Here is a 24203-nt window from a genome sequence, read left to right as displayed (position 1 = left end):
CATGACCGAAACCGGACGAACCGTCCCCCCCGCCCAGGGCGGCCTGGACAAGGCCTCCTGCCGCCGTTTCGAGGACGGGGCCTGGCGCGACTTCGTGGACACCGTGAGTCCCGAGGCCCGGGTGGTCATCCGCTGGCCCGGGGCCGAGCCCGTGGTCCTCTGGGCCCACCCCCACGAGCCGGAAACGCTGGCCCTGGGCCACGCCCGGGTGGAGCTCTGCCCGCCGGGATGCGTCCCCGTCATGGAGGGCGTCGAGGGGCTGGAGTTCAGCATGGCCCCCCGCCGGGAGCCGCTCCAGGGCCTGATCCCAAGGCCCAAGGCCATCGCCCCGGACGACGTGCTCGCGGCCATGGACGGCTTCATGGCCCAGGAGGGCGGATGGGAGGCCACGGGCTGCTTCCACCGGGCCGCGTTCCTGGAGCCTTATTCCAGGCAATTTCTGAAATTCGCCGAGGACGTCGGCCGCCACAACTGCATCGACCGCCTGGCGGGCTGGGCCCTGCGCGAAGGCATCCACCCCGCCCTGGGGATCATCTTCGTGTCCGCGCGGGTCACGGCCTCCCTGGCGGGCAAGCTGGCCGCCGCGGGCTTCTCCGCCGTGGTCAGCCGCTCGGCCGTGACCACGGCGGGGGTCGGCATCGCCCACGCCCGGCGCATGACCCTGGCGGGTTTCGCAAGGCCCGGCAGGTTCACCGTGTTCACGGACCGCGAGGGCCGCATCCTGGACCGGGCCGGAGCGGGCAAGGCGGGCGCGCCATGACGGACACCCCCGCGGCCCTCGTTCTCGCGGGCGGCAAGAGCCGCCGCCTGGGCACGGACAAGGTCATCCTGCCCTATTCGGGAGGCACCCTGCTCACCCGCACCGCCGAGCTGGCGCAACGCTTCTGCGACCAGACCTGGATTTCCGGCCGCGACCCCGGTGGATTCGGCCTGGACCTGCCCTGGCTGCCCGACGACCGCCCCGGCCTCGGGCCCATCGGAGGCATCCTCACGGGCTTCGCGCACATCAGGCGGCCCCTGCTGGTCCTGGCCTGCGACCTGCCCCTGCTGGACGCGGCCACGGTGGGGCGGCTCCTGGCCGCGCGGGAACAGCGCCCCGCCTCCGCCGTGATGACCACCTTCATGCAGCGGGAGACCGGCTGGATCGAATCCCTGGTGGCAGTCTACGAGCCCGAGGCCGCGCCGCTCCTGGATGCGGCCGCGAAACAGGGGATGTACAAGCTGTCCCGCGCCCTGCCCCCCGAGGTGCGCCACCACATCCTCTACTCCCAGGACGAGGCGGGCCCGTTCTTCAACATCAACTTTCCCGCCGACCTGGCCATGCTGCGGCGCGTGGAGGGAGGCCCGGCCCCATGCTGAAGAACCGCCTGGCCCTGCTCCTCGCGCTCCTGGCCGTGGCGGCGATCCTGGCCCGGTCCGCCCCCTGCCTCGCCCAGGACGACGTCCTGGACGCCCAGGGGCTTCGGCGGCTGCTCTCCGGCTCGCGCGGGCGGGTGGCCGTGGTCAACTTCTGGGCCTCGTGGTGCGGCCCGTGCCGTCGCGAGGTGCCCGTCCTGCAGAAGCTGCACGACACCATGCCCGGGGACAAGATCAACCTCGTGGGCATATCCATGGATTTCGACCGCGAGATGTACGAACGCTTCAAGGACAAATACGCCCCGGCCTATCCGGTCTACCTGGCCGCGCCGGGGCTCATGGACGAACTGGCCATCAGCACCATCCCCAGAACCGTGGTCTACGCGCCCGGGGGAAAGCTGGTGGCGAGCCACGAAGGCCCCATGGAATACCACGAACTGCTGGCCCTGGTGCAATCCCTGCTCGATCAGGACTCAGACGGAGTTCGCCAATGATCATCGACGGACACGGCCGCGCCGTACGCTACCTGCGCCTCTCGGTCACGGACCGCTGCAATCTGCGCTGCTTCTACTGCCGCTCCTGCGAGGGACTGGAAAGCATCCCCCACGAAAACATCCTGACCTACGAGGAGATGCTCACCCTGGCCCAGGCCGCCCAGAGCATGGGCGTGGGCAAGCTGCGCCTCACCGGGGGCGAGCCCTTCGTGCGCCGGGACTTCCTGGCCTTTTTGGGCATGCTGCGCGAGGAGTGCCCGGGCCTGGACGTGCGCATCACCACCAACGCCACGCTGTTGCCCGGCAAGATCCCGGCCCTCAAACACCTGGGCATCCAGCGCGTGAATATCTCCCTGGACACCCTCGACCCGGCCAAGTTCCAGGAAATCACGGGCCGCGACATGTTCCACAGGGTGCGCCGGGGCATCGACGAGTGCCTGCACTACGGCCTGAAGGTCAAGGTCAACGTGGTGGCCGTGCGCGGGGTCAACGACGACGAGCTTCCGGCCTTCGTGAACCTGGCCCGGGAGCTGCCCATCGACGTGCGCTTCATCGAATTCATGCCCATCGGCTGCTCCACGCGCTGGAAGGGCAGCAAGGCCTGGACCGCCGCGGACATCCTCGACGAGGCGCGCAGCCTCGCGGACCTCGTGCCCGTGACCATGCGCAAGGCCGACGACGGCCCGGCCCGGGTCTTCGATCTGGCCGACGGCCAGGGCCGCATCGGCCTTATCTCGGCCCTTTCCAACCATTTCTGCGACACCTGCAACCGGCTGCGCGTGACCTCCGACGGCAGGCTCAGGACATGCCTGTTCTCGGACAAGGAATACGCGCTGCGCCCGGCCCTGCGCCACCCCCGCCTGGGACCCGAGGGCGTGCTGCGCATCCTCAACGCGGCCGTGCGCAGCAAGCCTGTGGGCTACGAGCTGCTGCAAAAAGCCAGAAAACAGGTCTGCGACAAGGCCATGTCGTCCATCGGAGGTTGAGATGCCCCCCGCAGCAGCCGTGCGCAGGGAGGAACCGTTCGCCGAACCGGCCACCGAGGCCGAGGCCAGGCAATGGCTGCTCAAGTTCTGCTGGAAGAACAACCAGCGCTACTGCCCGCGCTGCCTGTCCCGCAAGAACTATCGCCTGGGCAGCGGCAGGAGGCGTTGCGCCCGCTGCCGCTACACCTTCCACGACTTCACGGGCCGCTGGATCAACAACTGCAACCTCTCGCCCCTGGAATGGGCGGCCCTGCTCAAGCTCTTTGCGGACGAGGCCACGGCCCGCCAGGCGGCCAAGGCCCTGGGCCTGTCCTACAACACCGCCTACAAGGCCATGAGCACCATCCGCTTCGCCATCCTGGCCCACGCCCTGGACGCGCGCCAGCTCCTGGGCGAGGGCTCGGCCCTGGGGCTGACCCTGCCGGGGCGCGCCCTGGGCGGCGGCGAGGAGGAGCGCCCCGTGGGCACGCCGGTGTTCGGGATCATGGACCGCAGGGAATGGGTCTTCGTGGACCTGATCCCCGGGTTCGACATCGAGACGCTGTTGCACTTCAAGCTCAACTTCCACCTGGGCACCGTGCGCCTGGGCAACGTCGTGTACACGGACAAGTACCAGCGCTACGACACGCTGATCTGCTGCGCGGGCAACGACCCGGCCGCGGACTACTTCCGCGGGGGCGACAAGCCCGTGGCCGTGGACGAGGCCCGGGAGGGATTCTGGAGCTTCGTGAGCGAGCGGTTGACGAAATTCCACGGGGTCACGCCCCAACGCTTTCCCCTCTATCTCAAGGAGCTGGAATTCCGCTACAATTCCCGCCACCGCGAAATCATGCCCATGCTCGCCGAATATCTTTGCGACCTGGTGCCCCAGCCTCAGCCCGCCTGACCCGCCCTTCCGAAAGCCGGTGTCAAACCCTGAGCAAGTGCCATCTTGCCGTCTTGCATCGCGTGTCGAAACACGATGTTATGCCCAAAAAAACATAATAGAACATTTACAAATAGTTAACGATAGACCAAGTCCATTTCCCCCGCGTTGCCGACAAGTCCCCTCCTTCACCTGTGCAAGAGAATGATCAAGTATAGACATTTTGTTTGCCGATCGAAAAACCTCTACACCATAGAACTATGGAACACCTTCACTCGCCCTCGGGAGGCGCAAACCACCAAGGAGGACACTTGCCGCACGAGGCGGCCCGCGCCGCACTCCCCTTCTCCGGACTGGGATTCGATCTCGAGCCGGTGAAGGCCATGGCCGGAGCCATGGCCCTGTCCCTTGTGCGCCTGGACGCGCCCCGCGCGCGCCCGAGGCTTCGCGACATGCCCCGGCCGGCCGGCTACGGCCTGCTGGTTGCCTTGTCGCGAGAAATCCGCGGCCGCTGACGGCGGCCGGCAACCTTCAGGAGTTACGCAATGGAACTTTGCCGTAGAGGATTTCTGAAACTCTCCACAGCAGCGGGTGTCGCAGCCGCCTTCGGCGGCCTGGGCATGGGCCTGTCGCCGACGGTGGCCAGGGCCCAGCTGCTCAAGACCCGCTGGGCCAAGCAGACCACATCCATCTGTTGCTACTGCGCCGTGGGCTGCGGGCTCATCGTGCACACCGACACCATGAGCGGCCGCGCCATAAACGTGGAAGGCGACCCCGACCATCCCGTGAACGAAGGATCCCTGTGCGCCAAGGGCGCGTCCATCGCCGCCCTGGGCGAGAACAACAAGCGCGTGAAGACCGTTCTCTACCGCGCCCCCTATTCCGACAAGTGGGAACCCAAGGGATGGGACTGGGCCATGGAGCGCATCGCCCGCCGGGTCAAGGAGACCCGCGACGCGACCTTCAGCCGCGTGAACGCCAAAGGCCAGACCGTCAACCGCTGCGACGGCATCGCCTCCGTGGGCTCAGCCGCCCTGGACAACGAGGAGTGCTGGACCTACCAGAGCCTGCTCAGGTCCATCGGCCTGGTGTACATCGAGCACCAGGCCCGTATCTGACACAGCGCCACTGTTGCGGCTCTGGCAGAGTCGTTCGGACGCGGCGCGATGACCAATCACTGGATCGATCTCGCAAACAGTGATTGCATTCTGATCATGGGCAGCAACGCTGCCGAAAACCATCCCATTTCCTTCAAGTGGGTGCTCAGGGCCCAGGACAAGGGCGCGACCCTCATCCATGTGGACCCAAGGTTCACCAGGACCTCCACCAAGGCCGACATCTACGCGCCCATCCGCTCGGGCTCGGACATCGGCTTCCTGGGCGGGATGATCAAGTACATCCTGGACAACGACCTGATCTTCAAGGAGTACGTGGTCAACTACACCAACGCCTCCTTCATCGTGAACAAGGACTTCGGTTTCAAGGACGGCCTGTTCACGGGCTTCGACCCCAAGACCGGGAAGTACGACAAATCGTCCTGGGCCTTCGAGTACGAATCCGAAGGCATCCCCAAAAAGGATCCCAGCCTGCGCCATCCGCGCTGCGTGTACCAGCTGCTGAAGAAGCACTACAGCCGCTACACCCTGGACAAGGTGGAGAAGGTCACAGGCACGCCCAAGAAGGACATCCTCAAGGTCTACAAGGCCTATACGGCCACGGGCAAGCCCGACAAGTCCGCCACCATCATGTACGCCATGGGCTGGACCCAGCACACCGTGGGCGTGCAGAACATCCGCTCCATGGCCATGATCCAGCTGCTCCTCGGCAACATCGGCGTGGCCGGCGGCGGGGTCAACGCCCTGCGCGGCGAATCCAACGTGCAGGGGTCCACGGACCACTGCCTGCTGTGGCACATCCTGCCCGGCTACCTGGGCATCCCCTCGGCCTCCCTGGACACCCTGGAAGCCTACAACTCCAAGAAGGCCGCCCCGCACCTCAAGGGCGCCAAGGATCCCAAGTCCGCGGCCTGGTGGCAGAACTATCCCAAGTACATGAACAGCTTCCTCAAATCCATGTACCCCTCGGCCGACCCGGCCGGGGCCTACCAGTACCTGCCCAAGGTCGACGACGGGAAGAACTACTCCTGGCTGAACCTCTTCGACGAGATGAGCCGGGGCGCGTTCAAGGGCTTCTTCGCCTGGGGCCAGAACCCGGCCTGCGGCGGCGCGAACTCCAACAAGACCCGCGAGGCCATGACCACCCTGGACTGGATGGTCAACGTCAACATCTTCGACAACGAGACCGGCTCCTTCTGGCGCGGCCCGGGCATGGACCCGAAGAAGGTCAAGACCGAGGTCTTCTTCCTGCCCTGCGCCGTGTCCATCGAGAAGGAAGGCTCCATCACCAACTCCGGCCGCTGGATGCAGTGGCGCTACCAGGGGCCCGACCCCTGGGGCGACACGCGCCCGGACGGCGAGATCATCCTGGAGCTGATGAAGAAGATCAAGGAGCTCTACGCCGAGGAAGGCGGGGCCATGCCCGAGCCCATTCTGGGCCTGGGCACCCACCTCTGGGAGAACGAGCACGGCGAGTTCGACGCCCACGCGGTGGCCAAGCTCATCAACGGCTACTTCACGCGCGACGTGGAGATAAAGGGCAAGCAGTACAAAAAGGGCCAGCTGGTGCCGAGCTTCGCGTTCCTCAAGGACGACGGCTCCACCATGTCCGGCAACTGGCTGTACTGCAACTCCTACACCGAGAAGGGCAACATGGCCGCGCGCCGCGACCTGAGCCAGACACCCGAGCAGGCCAAGATCGGCCTGTACCCCAACTTCTCGTGGTGCTGGCCCGTGAACCGGCGCATCATCTACAACCGCGCCTCGGTGGACCTCGAGGGACGCCCCTACGCGCCCGAGAAGCCGGTCATCCAGTGGACGGGCGAGAAGTGGATCGGCGACGTGCCCGACGGCGGGTGGAAGCCCGGCACCAAGTACGCCTTCATCATGAAGCCCGAGGGTCACGGCCACGTGTTCGGCCCCGGCCGCGCCGACGGCCCCTTCCCCGAGTACTACGAGCCCATGGAGGCGCCGGTGAAGTCCCACCCGTTCTCCAAGCGGCTCAACAACCCCACCGCCCTGCAGTTCAAGACGGAATACAAGGCGGTGAACGATCCCAAGTATCCCTTCGTGTGCACCACCTACCGGGTCACCGAGCACTGGCAGTCCGGCGTCATGACCCGCTACACGCCCTGGCTCCTGGAGGCCGAGCCGCAGATCTTCTGCGAGATCAGCGAGGAGCTGGCCGCGGAGCTCAAGATCGGCAACGGCGACAAGGTCGACGTGTCCAGCGTGCGCGGCAGCCTCTGGGCCATCGCCATCGTCACCAAGCGCCTGAAGCCCTTCAGGATCATGGGCAAGACCGTGCACCAGGTGGGCATTCCCTGGCACTTCGGCTGGGTCTATCCCAAGAACGGCGGCGACGCAGCCAACCTGCTGTCGCCTTCCGTGGGCGACCCCAACACCGGCATCCCCGAAACCAAGGCCTTCATGGTCAACGTCCGTAAGGCGTAAGGAGAGAGCACTATGGACAAGACCTTCTTCATCGATCTGACCCGCTGCACGGCCTGCCGGGGTTGCCAGGTGGCCTGCAAGCAATGGCACGACCTGCCCGCAGAGGAGACCCGCAACTTCGGGTCGCACCAAAACCCCGCGGACCTGTCCTTCATCACCTACAAGCTGGTGCGCTTCCAGGAGGTGGAACACAAGGGCAAGCTGAACTGGCTGTTCTTCCCGGAGCAGTGCAGGCATTGCCTCATCGCCCCGTGCCTGGAGGTGGCCGAGGGCTACGTGGAGGGCTCGATCATCCGCGACGAGAACACGGGCGCGGTGCTGTACACCGACCTCACGGCCCGGCTGTCCGCGGACGAGAAACAGGAGGTGCGCGAGGCCTGTCCCTACGACATCCCGCGCATCGACCCCGAAAGCGGCCTGCTGAGCAAGTGCGACATGTGCGTGGACAGGGTGCACAACGGGCTGAAGCCCGCGTGCGTGAGCATCTGCCCCACGGGCACCATGAACTTCGGCGACAGGGAGGACATGCTGGCCCTGGCCGAGGAGCGCCTGGCGGAGGTCCAGAAGCGCCACCCCGACGCGCAACTCGTGGACCCCGATGACGTCAACGTCATCTACCTGGCGGCGGTGGAGCCTTCCCTGTACCACCAGTTCCTGGCCGCCGAGGCTCGTCCCGCCCCGGTCATGGGCAGGCGCAAGATGATGGCCAGATTCCTCTCCCCCTTGAGGCATCTGACATAGACACCCCCACACACCAACCTTCCAACCGACGCGGCGGTCCGGGTCCCCCCCGGACCGCCGCTCGCTTTTCACCATCACGGCCCGCGCGGCCGCCCTTCCTCCCCCCGTACCCGGCTGGCGAGGGCCGGTGTCAGACTTTGGGCAAGTTTTTTTAACCTGCTTGATTACACATATTGAAAACCAGCTTTATGCTTAAATACACACAATAAAACATTTTCAAATAGTTACAGATATACGACAGAGCAGCCGCCTGTCCGGCGACAGGCGATTTCCGCCTACTGTGTCAACAAGTGATCATGCCCCGATGCTTTGTCCCTTTCCTCTGGACAATCTATACATCCAATAGAGTCAACCTATACCAAGGTCACTTTCAACCAAGGAGGTCTCTTGCACCGCCAACCGGACCGCCCCTCCCCGCCCTTCTCCGGGCTGGGCTTCGACCTGGCGCAGGTGAGGGCCAGGGCAAGGGGAATGGTCCTGATCCCCTTCAGGCAGGACGCGCCGCGCGCGCGCCCGAGGCGCCGCGACACGCCCAGGCCGGCCGGCTACTGCCTGCTGATGGAATTGTCGCGAGAAATCCGCGGCCGCTGACGGCCGCCGACAACCTCAAGGAGAATCCCATGGAACTTTGCCGTAGAGATTTTCTCAAACTCTCCACAGCAGCGGGAGCCGCGGTCGCCTTCGGCGGCCTGGGCATGTGCCTGTCGCCCACGGAGGCCAGGGCCCAGCTTCTCAAGACCCGCTGGGCCAGGCAGACCACCTCGGTATGCTGTTACTGCGCAGTGGGTTGCGGGCTCATCGTGCACACCGACAAGGCCAACGGCCGGGCCATGAACGTCGAGGGAGATCCCGACCATCCCATCAACGCGGGCGCGCTGTGCGCCAAGGGCGCGTCCATCTGGCAACTGGCCGAGAACAACAGCCGCGTGACGGCCCCCATGTACCGGGCCCCGTACAGCGACAAGTGGCAGGAGGTCTCCTGGGACTGGGCGCTGGAGCAGATCGCCCGGCGCGTGAAGGACGTCCGGGACAAGACCTTCACGACCGCCAACGCCTCGGGCCAGACCGTGAACCGCTGCAACGGCATCGCCTCGGTGGGCTCGGCGGCCCTGGACAACGAGGAATGCTGGGCCTACCAGGCCATCCTGCGCTCCCTGGGGCTGGTCTACATCGAACATCAGGCCCGCATCTGCCACAGCTCCACCGTGGCGGCCCTGGCCGAATCCTTCGGGCGCGGCGCCATGACCAACCATTGGAACGACATCGCCAACAGCGACTGCATCCTGGTCATGGGCTCCAACGCGGCGGAGAACCACCCCATATCCTTCCGGCACGTCATGAAGGCCGTGGACAACGGGGCCAAGCTCATCCACATCGACCCGCGCTTCACCCGCACCTCGGCCAAGGCCCATCTGTACTGCCAGATCCGGGCCGGGTCGGACATCGCCGTGCTCGGCGGGCTGATCAAGTACATCCTGGACCATGACCTGATCCAGAAGGACTACGTGGTCAGCCACACCAACGCCTCGTTCATCGTCTCCAAGAAGTTCGGCTTCAAGGACGGGCTCTTCTCCGGGTACAGCAAGAACCCCGACTCCTCGGACTACGTGGGACACTACGACAAGTCCCAGTGGGCCTTCGAGTACGAGTCCGAGGGCGTTCCCAAGAAGGATCCCAGCCTGCAGCACCCGCGCTGCGTGTACCAGTTGCTGAAGAAGCACTACGGCCGCTACGACCTGGACAAGGTCGCGCAGGTCTCCGGCGGCGACGCCAAGGCCCTCGCGGAGTTCTACAAGCTCTACGCGGCCACGGGCAAGCCCGACAAGGCCGGGACCATCATGTACGCCATGGGCTGGACCCAGCACACGGTGGGCGTGCAGTACATCCGCACCATGGCCATGGCCCAGCTGCTCCTCGGCAACATCGGCGTGGCCGGCGGCGGGGTCAACGCCCTGCGCGGCGAGTCCAACGTGCAGGGGTCCACGGACCACTGTCTGCTGTGGCACATCCTGCCCGGCTACCTGGGCACGCCGTCGGCGTCCCTGGACAGCCTGGAAGCCTACAACAAGAAGAAAACCGCGCCCCACCTGACGGGCGCCAAGGATCCCAAGTCCGCGGCCTGGTGGCAGAACTATCCCAAGTACATGAGCAGCTTCCTGAAGGCCATGTATCCGTCCGCCGCCCCCGAGGCCAGCTACGCCTGGCTGCCCAAGGCCGACGACGGCAAGACCTACACCTGGCTGCAGCTGTTCGACGCCATGTACCGCAAGGAGTTCCAGGGCTTCTTCTCCTGGGGCCAGAACCCGGCCTGCGGCGGGGCCAACGCCAACAAGACCCGCGACGCCCTGGCCACCCTGGACTGGATGGTCAACGTGAACATCTTCGACAACGAGACCGGCTCCTTCTGGCGCGGCCCGGGAATGGCCCCCAAGAAGATCAAGACCGAGGTCTTCTTCCTGCCCTGCGCCGTGTCCATCGAGAAGGAGGGCTCCATCACCAACTCCGGCCGCTGGATGCAGTGGCGCTATCGCGGGCCCGACCCCTGGGGCAGCTGCAAGACCGACGGCCACATCATGACCGAGATGTTCGACGCCATCCGCGAGCTCTACGCCCGCGAGGGCGGCAAATTCGCGGAGCCCGTCCTGGGGCTGTCCACGCACATGTGGAAGAACGGCCACGGCGAATACGACGCCCACGCGGTGGCCAAGCTCATCAACGGCTACTTCACGCGCGACGTGGAGATAAAGGGCAAGCGGTTCAAGAAGGGCCAGCTGGTGCCCAGCTTCGCGTACCTCCAGGACGACGGCTCGACCATGTCCGGCAACTGGCTGTACTGCAACTCCTACACTGAAAAGGGCAACATGGCCGCGAGGCGCGACCTGACCCAGACCCCCGAGCAGGCCAAGATCGGGCTGTACCCCAACTTCACGTGGTGCTGGCCCGTGAACCGGCGCATCATCTACAACCGCGCCTCATGCGACAACACGGGCAAGCCCTACGCGCCCCAGAAGCCCGTCATCCAGTGGAAGGGCGAGAAATGGATCGGCGACGTGCCCGACGGCGGCTGGGCGCCCGGCACCAAGTACGCCTTCATCATGAAGCCCCAGGGCCACGGCCACATCTTCGGCCCCGGCAGGGCCGACGGGCCGTTCCCCGAGCATTACGAGCCCATGGAGTCGCCCTTCAAGAAGAACCCCTTCTCCAGCCAGCGCAACAACCCCACGGCCCTCAGGTTCATCGAGGAGAAAATGTCCGTGGGCGACCCCAAGTTCCCGTACGTGGCCACCACCTACCGCGTCACCGAGCACTGGCAGACGGGCCTCATGACCCGCCACACCCCCTGGCTGCTGGAGGCCCAACCGCAGATGTTCTGCGAGATGAGCCGGGAGCTGGCCAAGAAACTGGGCATCGAGAACGGCGAAAAGGTCATCGCCGAAAGCGTGCGCGGCAGCCTGTGGGCCGTGGCCATCGTCACGCAGCGCATGTCGCCCCTGAAGGTCATGGGCAAGACCATCTACCAGATCGGCCTGCCCTGGTGCTTCGGCTGGCAGATGCCCGAGAACGGCGAGGGCGGCGACTCCGCCAACCTGCTGACCCCGTCGGTGGGCGATCCCAACACCGGCATCCCCGAAACCAAGGTCTTCATGGCCAACGTCCGCAAGGCGTAAGGAGAGCAGCATGGACAAGACCTTCCTCATCGACATGACGCGCTGCACGGCCTGCCGGGGTTGCCAGGTGGCCTGCAAGCAGTGGCACAAGTTCCCCGCCACCAAAACCGAAAACTGGGGCTCCTACCAGAACCCCAAGGACCTGTCCTTCGTGACCTACAAGCTCGTGCGCTTCAGCGAGGCCACGCTGGACGGCAAGCTGAACTGGCTGTTCTTCCCGGAGCAGTGCAGGCACTGCCTCATCGCCCCGTGCAAGGAGGTGGCCGACGGCTACGTGGAAGGGGCGATCCTCCGCGACGAGCTCACAGGGGCCGTTCTGTACACCGACCTCACGGCCCAGCTGTCCGACGAGGAGAAGCAGGAGGTGCGCGAGGCCTGTCCCTACGACATCCCCCGCATCGACAAGGAAACCGGGCGCATCGGCAAGTGCGACATGTGCATCGACCGGGTGCACAACGGCATGAAGCCGGCCTGCGTGCAGACCTGCCCCACCGGCTGCATGAACTTTGGAGACAGGGAGGAAATGCTGGAACTGGCCGAGGAGCATCTGGCCGCGGCAAAGAAGCGCTACCCCAAGGCGCGGCTGGTGGACGCCGACGAGGTGAACGTCATCTACCTGGCCGCCGGGGACCCGGCCCTGTACCACCAGTTTCTGGCCGCCGAGGCGCAGCCCGCCCCGGTCATGGGCAGACGCAGGATGATGGCCAGATTCCTCTCTCCCTTGAGGCATCTGACATAGCGACACCTCAGAGTCCAACCCTCCAACCCATGCGGCCCGGTTCATCCGGGCCGCTGGCGTTCGGGGGATGCGCCAGGATCTAGAGGTCCACCACGCTGATGTCGGAAGGGGCCAAGGGCTGGCCCAGGAAGGTGCCGCCCACACGGGCGAAGCGCTCGGCGTCGTCCGTGGCCAGGAAGCGCATGCCCCCCTCCCCGGCCCGGGGGTTGACCAAGCCCGCGGCGCGCAGGCCGTCGGCCACCTCCTGGGCCGTGGTGGCGGCGGAGTCGATGACCGTGACCCCGGGCCCCACCACGTCGGCGATGGCCCCGGCCAGGACCGGGAAATGCGTGCAGCCCAGGACCAGCACGTCGGGCCGCTCGGGCGCGGGGCAGTCGAAGAACGGGGTCAGATAGCGCCGGGCCACGCCCTCGACGATGGGGCCGTCGGTCCAGCCCTCCTCGGCCAGGGCCACGAACAGGGGACAGGCCACGGCTTGGATGTGCATCTGCGGGCAGATGTCGCGGATGGCGGCCTGGTAGGCCCCGCCGCGCACCGTGCCCTCGGTGGCGGACACCACCATGCGCCGGGAGCGGGTGGCCAGGCAGCCCGCGCGCGCGCCCGGGCCCACCACCCCGGCCACGCACAGGTCCGGGAAGGCCGCGCGCAACGCGGGCAGGGCCGCGCTGGAGGCCGTGTTGCAGGCCACCACCAGCTTCTTGATGCCGCGCGAGGCCAGCAGCTCCGCGCATTGCAGGGCGTAGCGCTCCACCGAGCGCGAGCTCTTGGTGCCGTAGGGCAGGCGGGCCGTGTCGCCCAGGTACAGGAAATCCTCACCGGGCAGGACCCGGCGCAAGGCCTTCAGGACGGTGAGGCCGCCCACGCCGGAATCGAAGACCCCGATGGGCTGGGAAGCGCGATGGTTTGGCATGGCCGGGATGTATCCCCGGGGGGCGCGCATGTCCAGGCCGGCATATCCCCCCGCCAAGCGCGGCCCTGGGGGCCGCAAATCGCTTCATGCGCGGCGGATTTTCTGCTAGCCTGCATACTTGGCGGCCATACGCCGCCCAAGGACACCCCATGAAAAAAGGTATTCTTCTCGTCGCCTTCGGCTCCAGCCGCCAGGAGGCCCACCTGCCGCTTCGGGCCTTCGAGGAGCGCGTGCGCGCGCGCTTCCCGGAGCTGCCCGTGCGCTGGGCCTTCACCTCGGGCGTGGTGCGCGGCAAGCTGGCGGACAAGGGCAAGAAGACCGACAGCGCGGACAAGGCCCTGCGCAAGATGGGCTTCGAGAAGTACACCCACGTGGCCGTGCAGTCCCTGCACGTGATCACGGGCAAGGAGTTCGACGGCCTGACCGAGGACGTGCGCGCCTGCGCCGGGGGCGGCGAGGGCCTCGCCCGCCTGTCCCTGGGACGCCCGCTCATCGGCGGGCCCGGGGACGTGCCCCGGGTGGTGGACGCGGTCATGGCCGCCCTGCCCGCCGAGCGCGCGCCGGGCGAGGCCGTGGTGCTCATGGGCCACGGCACCTGGCATGAAGGGGACAGCCTCTACGACGTGCTCTACGACGCCCTGCAGGCCGCCGACCCCGACGTCTACGTGGCCACCATGGACGGCCGCCTGACCATCCACGGGGTGCTGGACACGCTGCGGGCGCAGGGCGCGCGCAAGGCCTGGCTCATGCCGTTGCTGGCCCTGCCCGGCCGCCACGTGCAGCGCGACATGTGCGGTGCCGGGCCGGACTCCTGGGTCTCCATCCTGGGCGCGGCGGGCATAGAGGCCGCCTGCATCACGGACGGAACCGCCGAGCACGACGCCTTCGCCGCCATCTGGCTGGACCACCTGGCCGAGGCCCTGGAAGAACTCTGAGCCCCCCGGGCACCCGTACCCCAGCTCGAATCCCATTCCGTTTTCCGGTTCAAGCGACGCCCGGCCGCAGCCCATCTCCTGCGCCGCCGCCCCGCCACGCCCCTCCCGGATAACAATCCGCAATCACACGCCATCATCTCCATCCTTCCCATGCGAACCGGCCATGGCCGTGGACGCCCGCCAAGCATCGCGCCGCAGGATATCAAGACATCCGTATCGCGGAGAGCATCATGGCCGTTCCCAACGTATGTTCCATTTTTCCCGAGCGTCCCACACCCGGTAAACACAAGCTCAATAAAGCGCAATCATCAATGCTAAACGAACCTTATTTCGCAAAAATCAAGCATAATTTTATGAGTTTCACGCAATTATATGCTGATAACCAATGTACAATTTGAATTTTCAACGTATACTGCATTCATCTTCCAACGATCTCCATCCTCCGCCGACCAGCCTCTGGTCTGACCAGTCCGGAAAAACGGACCATTTTTAGCAAAGCTAAGCTGCAAGTCTTAAAAAAAAGACAACGCAACAATTGTTTTTAAATTATTTTTGAACGCATCAGTAATTATATATTTTTTAAACAGATCGCAATAATACTCTGATCAAGGCTTGAAATGGATACTTCCAATGGCTATTATGCGAAACAAATCTAACCTAGAATTGTAAAAGATACAAATTTCACAAGGAATGCTTGGAAAAATTATTCATTTAGTTTCGAAAAATATGCTAATACTTTTAATCACACCAAAAGAATATGAACAAATAAAACAGCAGAAAACAACGTCGCCGCTGCAATGCAATTCGATAAAATTATATTAAAAAAATGCCTAAATACTCTTGTCATGCATTCTTCGCGGTCCTATTCTGCGGCCAACGAGACACCAACTAGAGGCTCCTCATGCTGAACCAGAACAAAACCATCTCACACTCCCCCCTCTGACAGGAGACTACCAATGAAGCACTTCCTCTCTCTACCACTCGTAGCCCTCATCGTACTCTGCTCCGCCCCCCTTTCCCACGCCACCGAAGCCCTGAACATCCTGGGAATCGGAATCGGCTGCCCGAAGCACGTGGCCATGGAGAAGATGTCGTACGGCAGGTCGAACCAGAACGTCAGGATCGTGAAGCAGCGGCTGAACAACAGCTTCGACGAGCCCGAGATGTTCGAATTCGGCCTTGAGGCCTTCAGCAGGGCGCAAGGCCAGAACTATGCCGAGGCCAGCAGGTTCCGCGCGATCCTCGCCCCCTCCGGCGAAGTCATCGGCCTGTCGCAGTCCCTGCGCTTCAACGACCGGGTCGGGCTGCCGATGCTGACCAAGGTCAGACGCTCGCTCATCAAGAGATTCGGCATCCCTGCGGCCATGCATTGGGACCAGGCGAACAGACAGATGGTCTTTGCCTGGCTCCAGAACGAGCCGCCCGCGGGCATGGACAAGCGCACCCTGACCAGCAAGCTGGAAAAGTGCACCAAGCGCGGATGCTGGAGCGACGCCTCCCGCTTCACGGAAGACGGCCGCTGCCCCAGCGAATTCGGCGATTTCCTCCTCGTGCGGGTCTCACCCGCCACGCACAAGCACTTCGTGTCCCGCATCGACTACACCCTGGCCAGCACCGATCGCATCAACTCCACCGTGGCCCACTTCAACGGAATCCTGAACAGCGAGATGACCGCCACCAAGTAACCCCACAGCCAGATACAGAATGACGCCGGCCATCGGGCAAGGCGATCATCCAATCAGGGGCCGCCCGGCATATGCCGGGCGGCCCCTGGTCGTCCCGCGCATCGCCGCCCCTCGACCGTCCCGGCCAAGTCTCGATTCGTAGCGGACGACGCCTTTTCCGCCCAATTCCTCTGGACACGCGTCGGGGGTGGTATACACTGGCAGGATAGGAATAGTGCATACCGGACATCGAATACGCCGAGGCCACGCACCATGCCCGTCTGCGCACTCGACATACGGACCATGAGCATCATTACGGTCCTGTTCGCCTTTGTCTCCGGATGCGTCCTCATCCTCTTCTCCCTGAGGCAGCAAGTTCTCTGCGGACTAAAGACCGTCGGGGCCGGACTTGTGGCGCAGGGATTCGGGGCCCTGCTCATCGGCATGCGGGACAGCATTCCCACCGCGCTCTCGGTGATCGCGGCGAACACGCTCATCCTGCTGGGGCTGCTGATCATCAACGACGGCATCTGCCGCTTCCGCAACACATCGCGCGCCAACGGCATCCCGGGGCTGGCCCTGGTCGCAGCAAGCTGCTTGGCCATTACATATTATACGTACCAATCCCCCTCGGTTCCCGTGAGGATATTCCTCGTCAGCTCGATCCTGGCCGCCCTGGCCGGCCTATGCGCCAGGAACCTCCTCCACGGCTCGTGGGGCAGGACGACGTCTCCGCAACGGTTCACGGCCGCCGGGTTCGTCCTCTACGGTTGCTTCATGCTATTCAGGGCCTGGTGGGTTCTCGACGAGGAAATCCCGCACACCTTCATGAGCGCGGGCACGGTCCATGGGGTGGCCTTCCTGGCGGGCATCGCCCTGTACCTGTGCATCGCATACGGCATGGCCTGGATGGCCAACCACGCCCTGCAGGAAAAACTCTGGATATTCAAACGGATCATCTCGTCATCGCCCGACCTCATCGCGCTCCTGGATGAAAACGGCACCTACAGGATGATCAACGACAACGGGCTCAAGGTCCTGGACATCGGCCACGAGTCGATAGTGGGCAAAAATTCGGCGGACCTGTTCGGGGAGGAGTTCTACAACTCGGTCACCGTACCGAACGTACGGAAGGCGCTCCGGGGCGAGGTGAGCACGATATCGTGCTGGATCGACAATCCCAAGCTGGGGCACCGCTACGTGACCCTGCACTACCACCCCGTGCCCGACGCCGACGGACGCATCTCCCTGGTGGCCATCAACGCCCGGGACATGACCCGGTTGCGGGAAACGCAGGAAGAACGGGAACGCATCTTCACCCTTTCCCTGGACATGCTCTGCGTTGCGGGCATGGACGGATACTTCAGGGACATCAACCCGGCCTGGGAACGCACCATGGGCTGGGACAAGGAGACCCTCCTGCGGTCGCGGTTGATCGACTTCGTGCACCCCGAAGACGTACAGGCCTTCATCGAAGCGGAGAAGGCCCTCATGGAAGGACGGCCGGTGGTGGACTTCGTCAACCGCTGCAGAACCAGGGACGGATCCTACCGCTTCATCTCCTGGACCTCGCATCCCGACGTGCCGAACCAGCTCATCTATGCTGTGGCCAGGGATGTGACCGACCGCATGCGGCTGGAGAACAGGCTCAAGGAGCAGGCGACCCGCGACCACCTCACGGGAGCCGGGAACAGGCGTCTGTTCATGCAACGGGCGGGCGAGGAGATCGAGCGAAGCGTCAGGTACGGCACTCCCCTGTCCCTGCTGATGCTGGACATCGACCACTTCAAGGCCATCAACGACACCTACGGGCACGACGCCGGGGACGAGGTGCTCAAGGCGCTGGTGGCGGAAACCCGGAAACAGCTGCGGACCTCGGACGTCTTCTGCCGCCTTGGCGGCGAGGAGTTCGCCGCGCTGCTGATCAACGCGGACGCCGAGGCGGCCGAAACCCTGGCGGAACGGATCCGCCAATCCCCGTCCCGGTTGACGGTGACGAGCGGCAGGGCCGCCATCGCCTTCACCGTGAGCATAGGCGCGACGACCAGCGCATCCGGCGACGACGTGGCGTCCATGCTCAAGCGCGCGGACACGGCCCTGTACGAAGCCAAGAGGAACGGGCGGAATCAGGTCAGGACGGGGTGAGGGCGCGCCACGAAGCAAACGGCCGCACCGCGCTCGCGCGGGACGGCCGTTTCGTTTCTTGAAGGCTCTCCGCCCTACCCGGCCCAGCGGATCAGGCCCAGGCTGTGCGGATCGAGCAGGTTCGGGTGGTTGGGCAGGACGCGGACCGAAAAGCCGAAGCGGCCCGGCGCGGAGGGCTTGAAGCGGCCGATGTAGCGGGTCCAGCCGTCCTCGGTGGCGTCCTGGTGCTCCATGGCCTTGGTGCGGCGCTGGGTGAAGGCGCCCTCGTGGTCCACGCCGCCGCTGTAGATCTCCACCAGCACGTCCTCGGGCCTGAGCCCGCTCAGCTGCACCTCGCAGGACACGTCCACGGCCTCGCCCACGTACACACGCCCGGGCTCGCGGGCCTCGACGTTGCGCACGGCCACGTCGTGCCAGCGGGTCATGACCTCCATGCGCCACTCGGCCAGGGCCTTGGCGCGGGCGTAGCCGTCCTGGGCCAGGTCGTTGAAGTTGGCCAGGGCCGGGGCGTAGGCGATGCGCGAATAGTCCTCCACCATGCGGTGGGCGTTGAACACAGGCCCCAGGCTCACCAGGGCGTTCTTCATGCGCCGGATCCAGTTGCGCGGCAGGTTGCCGTGGCCGCGCTCGTAGAACTCGGGGATCAGGTCGTTCTCCAGCAGGTTGTACAGGGTCTGGGACTCCACGAAGTCCTGGTGCTCCACGTCCTCGTAGGTCTCGCCCTGGCCGATGGCCCAGCCCAGGCTGTTGTCGCGCCTGTAGGCCTCGGCCCACCAGCCGTCCAGGGTGCTGCAATGCAGCGCGCCGTTGACCATGGCCTTCATGCCCGAGGTGCCGCAGGCCTCCAGAGGCACGCGCGGGGTGTTCAGCCACACGTCGCAGCCCTGGACCATGTAGGAGGCCACCTCCATGTCGTAGTCCGAAAGAAAGACCATCTTGTTGCGGCACTTGGGCGTGCGGCAGAGCTGCACCAGCTCCTGGATCAGCCGCTTGCCCTCGTTGTCGCGCGGGTGGGCCTTGCCCGCGAAGAGGAACTGCACGGGCCGGTGCGTGCTGGAAATCATGGACAACAGCCGCGCCTTGTCCTGCAACAGCAGGTTGGCGCGCTTGTAGGTGGCGAAACGCCGGGCGAAGCCGATGGTCAGCGCGCCCGGGTCCAGCACGTCGTCCGCCGCCTCCAGCTCCTTGTAGCGCGCGCCCCGGGCCTTCAGCTCCGCGCGCAGCCGCAGGCGCACGAAGTCCACCAGCCGCTCGCGCAGGCGCTCGTGGGTCCGCCAGAGCTCGGAGTCCGGAATCACGGCGGCGTTCTTCCAGATGCGGTCGCAGTCCGGGTCCTCGCGCCAGTTGCTGCCCAGGAAGCGGTCGTAGAGCAGCGCCATGTCGTCGGCCACCCACGAGGGATGGTGCACGCCGTTGGTGATGGACCCGATGGGCACGTCCTCCAGGGGGAACTGCGGCCAGACCCGCTGCCACATGTTTCGCGAAACCTTGCCGTGCAGCGCGCTCACGCCGTTGTTGAAGCGCGAGAGCCGCAGGGCCAGGACCGTCATGCAGAACGGCTCGGCGTCGTCGCGCGGGTCCTCGCGCCCCAGGGCCAGGAAGACCTTGAAGGCGATGCCCATGTCCCGGGCGTAGCCCTCGAAATAGCGCTGCATGAGGTCCGGGGGAAAGCGGTCGTTGCCCGCGGGCACCGGGGTGTGCGTGGTGAACACGCAGGAGGACGCCGTAAGCTCGCTGGCCGCCTCGAAGGACAGGCCGTTCTCGCGCATGAAGATGCGGATGCGCTCCAGCCCGGCAAAGGCCGAATGCCCCTCGTTCATGTGGATCACCGAGGGCGCCACGCCCAGGACCTTCAGCGCCTTGATGCCGCCGATGCCGAGGAGAATCTCCTGCTTGAGGCGCATCTCCAGGTCCCCGCCGTACAGCCGCGTGGTCAGCTCGCGCACCTCGGGCGGGTTGTCCGCGAAGTTGGTGTCCATGAGGAACAGGGACACGCGGCCCACGGCCACCTTCCAGACCTGCACCCGCACCTCCTGGCCGCGGACGTCCAGGGGGAAGCGCAGGGGCCGCCCCTCCTCGTCCTCCACCAGGGTCATGGGCATCTGCTCGAAGTCGTAGACCGGATAGCGCTCGTTCTGCCAGGCGTCCGGAGTCAGGTATTGCCGGAAATAGCCCTGGGTGTAGGCCAGGCCCACGCCCACCAGGGGTACGTTCAGGTCGCTGGCGGATTTGAGATGGTCCCCGGCCAGAATGCCCAGGCCGCCCGAGTAGATGGGCAGGCAGCGGTCCAGCCCGAACTCGAAGGAGAAATAGGCCACCACGGGCTGGCCCTCCACGCGGCCCTTGAAGTCCACGGCCGAGGCCGAGCGGGCCAGGTAGCCGTTCAGGGACTCCAGGGTCTCGTGCAGCCTGTCCAGGAACATCTGGTCGTTGGACAGGTCCAGGAGCGCTTCCTGGGGCAGCATGTTGATGAAGGCCACGGGGTTGCCGCCGCTCTCGCGCCAGAGCCGCGCGTCGATGCGCGCGAACAGGTCCGCAATGCGCCCGTTCCAGGAGAACCAGAGGTTGTAGGCCAGCTCCCAGAGGGGCTTCAGATTCTTGGGCAACTTGGGAACGACGCTGTAGGTCTGGATGGGTCGCATGATTCCTCCGCTCCGGCGCGGGCCGGAGGCGTTGCAGGCTATGTCCGCATCTCCTGTTGTGCCAACGCCCCGTGCAAAAGGCAAGGCATATGCGGGGAACTACGCGCCATCATACCTTTGACTTCACCGGAAACCTGGAATATTCCCAACCGATAGCCGCAACCGCGCGGCAGCAACAAGAACAGGATTGGAGTGTCCATGGCCCCCGTCGAGCCCCTTGAGGTCAAAATCAAGTTTCTGCACCCCGTGGCGGAAGAATTTCCGCCCGCCTATTCCACACCCGCCAGCGCGGGGGTGGATCTGCGCGCCTGTCTGGACCGGGACGAGGTGGAGATCCCCGCGGGCGAACGCCTGGCGGTGGGCACGGGCATCGCCATGGAGATCGCCGAGCCCGGCTGGGCCGGATTCGTGTATTCCAGGAGCGGCCTGGGCGCGAAAAAGGGCCTCACCGTGAGCCAGGGCGTGGGCGTCATCGATCCGGACTACCGGGGGGAAATCATCGTCTCCCTCCTGAACACGTCGGGCGAACGACGACGAATTCAGCGCGGAGAGCGCATCGCCCAACTCGTGTTCATGCCCGTCCGCCAGGGGACTTTGGTCCCGGTGGCGGAACTCGCCGATACCGTGCGCGGAGCCGGAGGCTTCGGCTCCACCGGAAAACTGTAAGGAGACGATGATGAATTTCGCCGAATTGAAAGCCAAGGATTCCAAATATATTTGCAACACCTACGGCCGCTATCCCCTGGCCATTGCCCGGGGCGAGGGCTGCCGCATCTACGACCTCGAAGGCCGCGAATATCTGGACCTGTTGGCCGGCATCGCCGTGGTCAACCTGGGCCACGCGCGGCCCGAGATCCTGGAGACCATCACCGAGCAGTACAAGAAGCTCGGCCACGTTTCCAACCTCTTCTACCAGGAGGAGGGCGCGGACCTGGCCCAGCGGCTGACCGCCACCTCGGGCGCGGACAAGGCCTTTTTCTGCAACTCCGGGGCCGAGGCCAACGAGGCGGCCATCAAGCTCGCGCGGCGCTACATGCGCACCGTGGCCGGGCGGGACGCCTATGAGATCATCACCCTGGAGGGCTCGTTCCACGGGCGCACCATGGGCACCCTGGCGGCCACGGGACAGGCCGTGTTCAGCCAGCATTTCCAGCCCCTGCCCGAGGGCTTCCGCACCGTGCCCTCCGGGGACCTGGACGCCATGGCCGAGGCCATCGGCCCCAAGACGGCGGCCGTGCTCCTGGAGGTCGTGCAGGGCGAGGGCGGCGTGCTGCCCCTGGCCGACGACTACCTGCTGGGCGTGGAAAAGCTCTGCCGCGAGCGGGACGTGCTGTTCATGGTCGACGAGGTGCAGACCGGCCTCTGCCGCACGGGCACCTTCTGGGCCCACCAGCGCATGAACCTGGCCCCGGACATCTTCACCGCGGCCAAGCCCCTGGCCAACGGCCTGCCCATGGGCGCCATGCTGGCCACGGAAGAGGCCGCGCGCGGGTTCGAGCCCGGCAGCCACGCCACCACATTCGGCGCCAGCGCGCTGGTCTGCGCCGTGGCCTCGCGCGTCTTGCAGATCATGCAGCGGGACGAGCTGGCCGAGCGCGCCGAGAAGGTCGGCAACGCGGCCCAGGACCTGTTCCGGCAGGTGCAGGCCGCGCACCCGGGCAAGATCGCCGAAGTGCGCGGCAGGGGCCTGATGCTGGGCATCGAGCTGGCCGTCCCGGGCCAGCCCGTGTGGGACGCGCTCCTGGACAAGGGCTTCATCCTGAACCTGGCCAAGGGCAAGGTGCTGCGGCTGCTGCCGCCGCTGGTCATCGAGCAGGCGGACCTGGAGCGTTTCGGCGAGGCCCTGTCCGACGTGCTGGCCGCGCAGTAGCAGACCGTTGAAAAACAGCGATCTGCGGCGTTGCTGCGGAAAAATCAAAACCTCGCGTACGGGGAGTACGCTTCGGTCTTGATTTTTCCTTGCGCCTTGCATCTCAGCGAAGCGCTATTTTTGAACGGTCTGCGTGAGATGCTTTTGGTTGGAACAGAGAGATACAGTTCAAGGGCGGCTCCCCTGGCGGGGGGCCGCCTTTCTTGACCCCCGTTTCCATCCGTCCTATTTTTCCCTCACCCAGGCAACCGCAACAGGATGGCCCGCCATGGTCGCCATGGACGAGGGGATCGCTCCCGCGCCCGCCGAAGGCGCGGTGGATGCGAACTACGACGTACACATGACCCCGCCGCCCGCCCCGGAGATGGAGGCGGCGTGCGCGTCCCCGGCCTGCGCCGAGCAGGACGTGGGGCGCATCATCGACGAACTCGTCTAGCAGGTTGCCCCAAAACGCACGATTGCTGCGTTGCTGCGAAAAATGCAAACCCTCGCGTAGCGTAAGCGCGGGAAGTACGCGTCGGTCTTGCATTTCCCTTGCGCCTTGCACTCGCACATTTTGGAACAACCTGAAATTCAATTAATGCATGACGGCCCTTGGGCCGCGCCCCAACCCCAACCATACGGACGAACAATGAAGGATCTCCTGCAACTCAGGCTGGCCGCGCCCGCGGCGCTGGTGGACGAAGTGACCCTGCACCTCAGCGAAAGCACGCCCCACGGCTGGCAGGAGGAGGCGGGAGAAGACGGCGGCGTGGTCTTCACTGTGTACCTGGAGGACAGCACCGCCGCCGAGGCCGTGATCCAGGCCCTGGCCGCGCGCTGGCCCGAGGTGGCGGCCACGCGCGACAGCGTGGAGAACAAGGAATGGGCCTCGGCCTGGCGCGAATTCTTCACCCCCGTGGACGCGGGCGAAACCTTCACGGTGCTGCCGCCCTGGCTGGCGGACCAGGCGCCCGCGAACCGCATCCCCATCATCATCGAGCCCAAGACCGCCTTCGGCACCGGGCACCACGGCACCACGGCCCTCTGCCTGGGCGCGGTGGCCGGACTGTCCCGCGCCGGGCGCATCAAGGCAGGCATGCGCTTCCTGGACCTGGGCACGGGCTCGGGCATCCTGGGCCTGGGCTGCTGCCTGCTGGGCCTCGCGGGCACGGGCCTGGACATCGACCCCCTGGCCATCGAGAACGCCGTGGAGAACAAGGCCATCAACAAGGTGGGCGACGAATTCACCCTGGGAGTGGGCAGCGTGGACAGCCTCGACGCGGGCGAGCGCTTCGATCTGGTCCTGGCCAACATCCTGGCCAGCCCCCTGAAATGCATGGCCCCGCGCTTGGTTCCCCGGGTGGCCCCGGGCGGGTGTCTGGTGCTGTCGGGGATTCTCGTGGAGCAGGGAGACGCCGTGGCGGAGGTCTATATGGCCCAGGGATTGCCGGAGCCGGGCCGGGAGCGGGCCGGGGAGTGGGTGGCGCTTATCTGGGAGGATGTGCGGTTGGGGTAATGGATGCTGCCGCACGAAAGGAAGATATTGTTCAAGCAAGACACCTGGTTCAAAGCTGGTGCTTTTGAACCAGCTGCCAAAGGGACCGGGGGGCGAGCCCCCCAGGCCCCTTGTATGTTGT

The 24203-nt window shown here is 65.4% G+C and carries 19 protein-coding genes; 17 read left to right on the top strand and 2 right to left on the bottom strand.

The genetic code is table 11. The features are described 5' to 3' along the window. Position 1 precedes the first annotated feature (1 nt). From ACYYG1_RS15805 to ACYYG1_RS15760, 10 genes are all read left to right on the top strand, one after another. Positions 2 to 760: a formate dehydrogenase accessory sulfurtransferase FdhD gene (locus ACYYG1_RS15805; protein ID WP_461211300.1), complete on the top strand. Its 759-nt coding sequence runs from the start codon at positions 2 to 4 to the stop codon at positions 758 to 760. Further along, positions 757 to 1359, top strand: a complete 603-nt coding sequence (gene mobA, locus ACYYG1_RS15800; protein ID WP_461211299.1) for a molybdenum cofactor guanylyltransferase — start codon at positions 757 to 759, stop codon at positions 1357 to 1359. Before ACYYG1_RS15805 ends, mobA begins: the two co-directional genes overlap by 4 nt. After that, positions 1353 to 1850 carry a TlpA family protein disulfide reductase gene (locus tag ACYYG1_RS15795; RefSeq protein WP_461211298.1) on the top strand — a complete coding sequence of 166 codons (498 nt, stop codon included), beginning with the start codon at positions 1353 to 1355 and terminating at the stop codon, positions 1848 to 1850. Before mobA ends, ACYYG1_RS15795 begins: the two co-directional genes overlap by 7 nt. Next, positions 1847 to 2836: a GTP 3',8-cyclase MoaA gene (gene moaA, locus ACYYG1_RS15790; RefSeq protein WP_461211297.1), complete on the top strand. Its 990-nt coding sequence runs from the start codon at positions 1847 to 1849 to the stop codon at positions 2834 to 2836. The genes ACYYG1_RS15795 and moaA overlap by 4 nt, the downstream gene beginning before the upstream one ends. Position 2837: 1 nt before the next feature. After that, positions 2838 to 3722: a transposase gene (locus tag ACYYG1_RS15785; protein ID WP_461211296.1), complete on the top strand. Its 885-nt coding sequence runs from the start codon at positions 2838 to 2840 to the stop codon at positions 3720 to 3722. A gap of 290 nt (positions 3723 to 4012) precedes the next feature. Then, complete coding sequence (locus tag ACYYG1_RS15780; RefSeq protein WP_461211295.1) at positions 4013 to 4216, top strand: hypothetical protein; 204 nt, start codon at positions 4013 to 4015, stop codon at positions 4214 to 4216. Between the two features lie 30 nt (positions 4217 to 4246). Further along, the gene (gene fdnG, locus ACYYG1_RS15775; RefSeq protein WP_461211294.1) at positions 4247 to 7270 is read left to right on the top strand and encodes a formate dehydrogenase-N subunit alpha; all 3024 of its coding nucleotides are present in this window, start codon (positions 4247 to 4249) and stop codon (positions 7268 to 7270) included. 12 nt (positions 7271 to 7282) lie between these two features. Next, complete coding sequence (locus tag ACYYG1_RS15770; protein ID WP_461211293.1) at positions 7283 to 8011, top strand: 4Fe-4S dicluster domain-containing protein; 729 nt, start codon at positions 7283 to 7285, stop codon at positions 8009 to 8011. Positions 8012 to 8631: 620 nt separating this feature from the next. Continuing rightward, a complete protein-coding gene (gene fdnG, locus ACYYG1_RS15765) occupies positions 8632 to 11679 on the top strand; it encodes a formate dehydrogenase-N subunit alpha (protein WP_461211292.1) in 3048 nt (1015 codons plus the stop codon). 10 nt (positions 11680 to 11689) lie between these two features. Beyond that, positions 11690 to 12418 carry a 4Fe-4S dicluster domain-containing protein gene (locus tag ACYYG1_RS15760; RefSeq protein ID WP_461211291.1) on the top strand — a complete coding sequence of 243 codons (729 nt, stop codon included), beginning with the start codon at positions 11690 to 11692 and terminating at the stop codon, positions 12416 to 12418. A gap of 79 nt (positions 12419 to 12497) precedes the next feature. On the opposite strand, the gene murI is transcribed toward ACYYG1_RS15760, so the two are convergent. After that, positions 12498 to 13328: a glutamate racemase gene (murI, locus tag ACYYG1_RS15755; RefSeq protein ID WP_461211290.1), complete on the bottom strand. Its 831-nt coding sequence runs from the start codon at positions 13326 to 13328 to the stop codon at positions 12498 to 12500. A gap of 149 nt (positions 13329 to 13477) precedes the next feature. On the opposite strand from murI, the gene ACYYG1_RS15750 reads away from it, so the two are divergent. From ACYYG1_RS15750 to ACYYG1_RS15740, 3 genes are all read left to right on the top strand, one after another. Then, a complete protein-coding gene (locus ACYYG1_RS15750; protein WP_461211289.1) occupies positions 13478 to 14263 on the top strand; it encodes a sirohydrochlorin cobaltochelatase in 786 nt (261 codons plus the stop codon). Between the two features lie 956 nt (positions 14264 to 15219). Beyond that, positions 15220 to 15948 (top strand): hypothetical protein, encoded by a 729-nt coding sequence (locus tag ACYYG1_RS15745; RefSeq protein ID WP_461211288.1) that lies wholly within the window; start codon positions 15220 to 15222, stop codon positions 15946 to 15948. A gap of 282 nt (positions 15949 to 16230) precedes the next feature. After that, positions 16231 to 18072 (top strand): sensor domain-containing diguanylate cyclase, encoded by a 1842-nt coding sequence (locus ACYYG1_RS15740; protein WP_461211287.1) that lies wholly within the window; start codon positions 16231 to 16233, stop codon positions 18070 to 18072. 74 nt (positions 18073 to 18146) lie between these two features. Here the strand turns inward: ACYYG1_RS15740 and glgP are convergent, their stop codons facing one another. After that, on the bottom strand, positions 18147 to 20714 hold the full coding sequence (gene glgP, locus ACYYG1_RS15735; RefSeq protein WP_461211286.1) for an alpha-glucan family phosphorylase: 2568 nt from the start codon (positions 20712 to 20714) through the stop codon (positions 18147 to 18149). Between the two features lie 198 nt (positions 20715 to 20912). On the opposite strand from glgP, the gene dut reads away from it, so the two are divergent. The 4 genes from dut (at position 20913) to ACYYG1_RS15715 (ending at position 24082) form a co-directional block, all read left to right on the top strand. Beyond that, positions 20913 to 21380, top strand: coding sequence for a dUTP diphosphatase (gene dut / locus ACYYG1_RS15730; RefSeq protein ID WP_461211285.1), 468 nt, complete (start codon positions 20913 to 20915; stop codon positions 21378 to 21380). A 7-nt stretch (positions 21381 to 21387) separates the two neighbouring features. After that, positions 21388 to 22584: an aspartate aminotransferase family protein gene (locus ACYYG1_RS15725; protein WP_461211284.1), complete on the top strand. Its 1197-nt coding sequence runs from the start codon at positions 21388 to 21390 to the stop codon at positions 22582 to 22584. Between the two features lie 277 nt (positions 22585 to 22861). Continuing rightward, entirely contained in the window at positions 22862 to 23020 is a 159-nt protein-coding gene (locus ACYYG1_RS15720; protein WP_461211283.1) for a hypothetical protein, read from the top strand. Between the two features lie 195 nt (positions 23021 to 23215). Beyond that, the gene (locus ACYYG1_RS15715; protein WP_461211282.1) at positions 23216 to 24082 is read left to right on the top strand and encodes a 50S ribosomal protein L11 methyltransferase; all 867 of its coding nucleotides are present in this window, start codon (positions 23216 to 23218) and stop codon (positions 24080 to 24082) included. Positions 24083 to 24203: the final 121 nt, after the last annotated feature.

It is taken from the genome of Desulfocurvus sp. DL1XJH-121, assembly GCF_054819825.1.
The sequence above is the reverse complement of the archived record's forward strand: the minus strand, read 5'-3'. Positions and strand labels throughout refer to the sequence as shown.

Bases quoted from the DNA above. Each gene is read 5' to 3' on its own strand.
- ACYYG1_RS15785 (WP_461211296.1), top strand. From the start codon at position 2,838: ATGCCCCCCGCAGCAGCCGTGCGCAGGGAGGAACCGTTCGCCGAACCG.
- ACYYG1_RS15760 (WP_461211291.1), top strand. From the start codon at position 11,690: ATGGACAAGACCTTCCTCATCGACATGACGCGCTGCACGGCCTGCCGG.
- ACYYG1_RS15770 (WP_461211293.1), top strand. From the start codon at position 7,283: ATGGACAAGACCTTCTTCATCGATCTGACCCGCTGCACGGCCTGCCGG.
- ACYYG1_RS15740 (WP_461211287.1), top strand. From the start codon at position 16,231: ATGAGCATCATTACGGTCCTGTTCGCCTTTGTCTCCGGATGCGTCCTC.
- dut (WP_461211285.1), top strand. From the start codon at position 20,913: ATGGCCCCCGTCGAGCCCCTTGAGGTCAAAATCAAGTTTCTGCACCCC.
- mobA (WP_461211299.1), top strand. From the start codon at position 757: ATGACGGACACCCCCGCGGCCCTCGTTCTCGCGGGCGGCAAGAGCCGC.
- ACYYG1_RS15805 (WP_461211300.1), top strand. From the start codon at position 2: ATGACCGAAACCGGACGAACCGTCCCCCCCGCCCAGGGCGGCCTGGAC.
- murI (WP_461211290.1), bottom strand. From the start codon at position 13,328: ATGCCAAACCATCGCGCTTCCCAGCCCATCGGGGTCTTCGATTCCGGC.
- ACYYG1_RS15720 (WP_461211283.1), top strand. From the start codon at position 22,862: ATGGACGAGGGGATCGCTCCCGCGCCCGCCGAAGGCGCGGTGGATGCG.
- ACYYG1_RS15715 (WP_461211282.1), top strand. From the start codon at position 23,216: ATGAAGGATCTCCTGCAACTCAGGCTGGCCGCGCCCGCGGCGCTGGTG.
- fdnG (WP_461211292.1), top strand. From the start codon at position 8,632: ATGGAACTTTGCCGTAGAGATTTTCTCAAACTCTCCACAGCAGCGGGA.
- ACYYG1_RS15795 (WP_461211298.1), top strand. From the start codon at position 1,353: ATGCTGAAGAACCGCCTGGCCCTGCTCCTCGCGCTCCTGGCCGTGGCG.
- ACYYG1_RS15725 (WP_461211284.1), top strand. From the start codon at position 21,388: ATGATGAATTTCGCCGAATTGAAAGCCAAGGATTCCAAATATATTTGC.
- glgP (WP_461211286.1), bottom strand. From the start codon at position 20,714: ATGCGACCCATCCAGACCTACAGCGTCGTTCCCAAGTTGCCCAAGAAT.
- moaA (WP_461211297.1), top strand. From the start codon at position 1,847: ATGATCATCGACGGACACGGCCGCGCCGTACGCTACCTGCGCCTCTCG.
- ACYYG1_RS15745 (WP_461211288.1), top strand. From the start codon at position 15,220: ATGAAGCACTTCCTCTCTCTACCACTCGTAGCCCTCATCGTACTCTGC.
- ACYYG1_RS15750 (WP_461211289.1), top strand. From the start codon at position 13,478: ATGAAAAAAGGTATTCTTCTCGTCGCCTTCGGCTCCAGCCGCCAGGAG.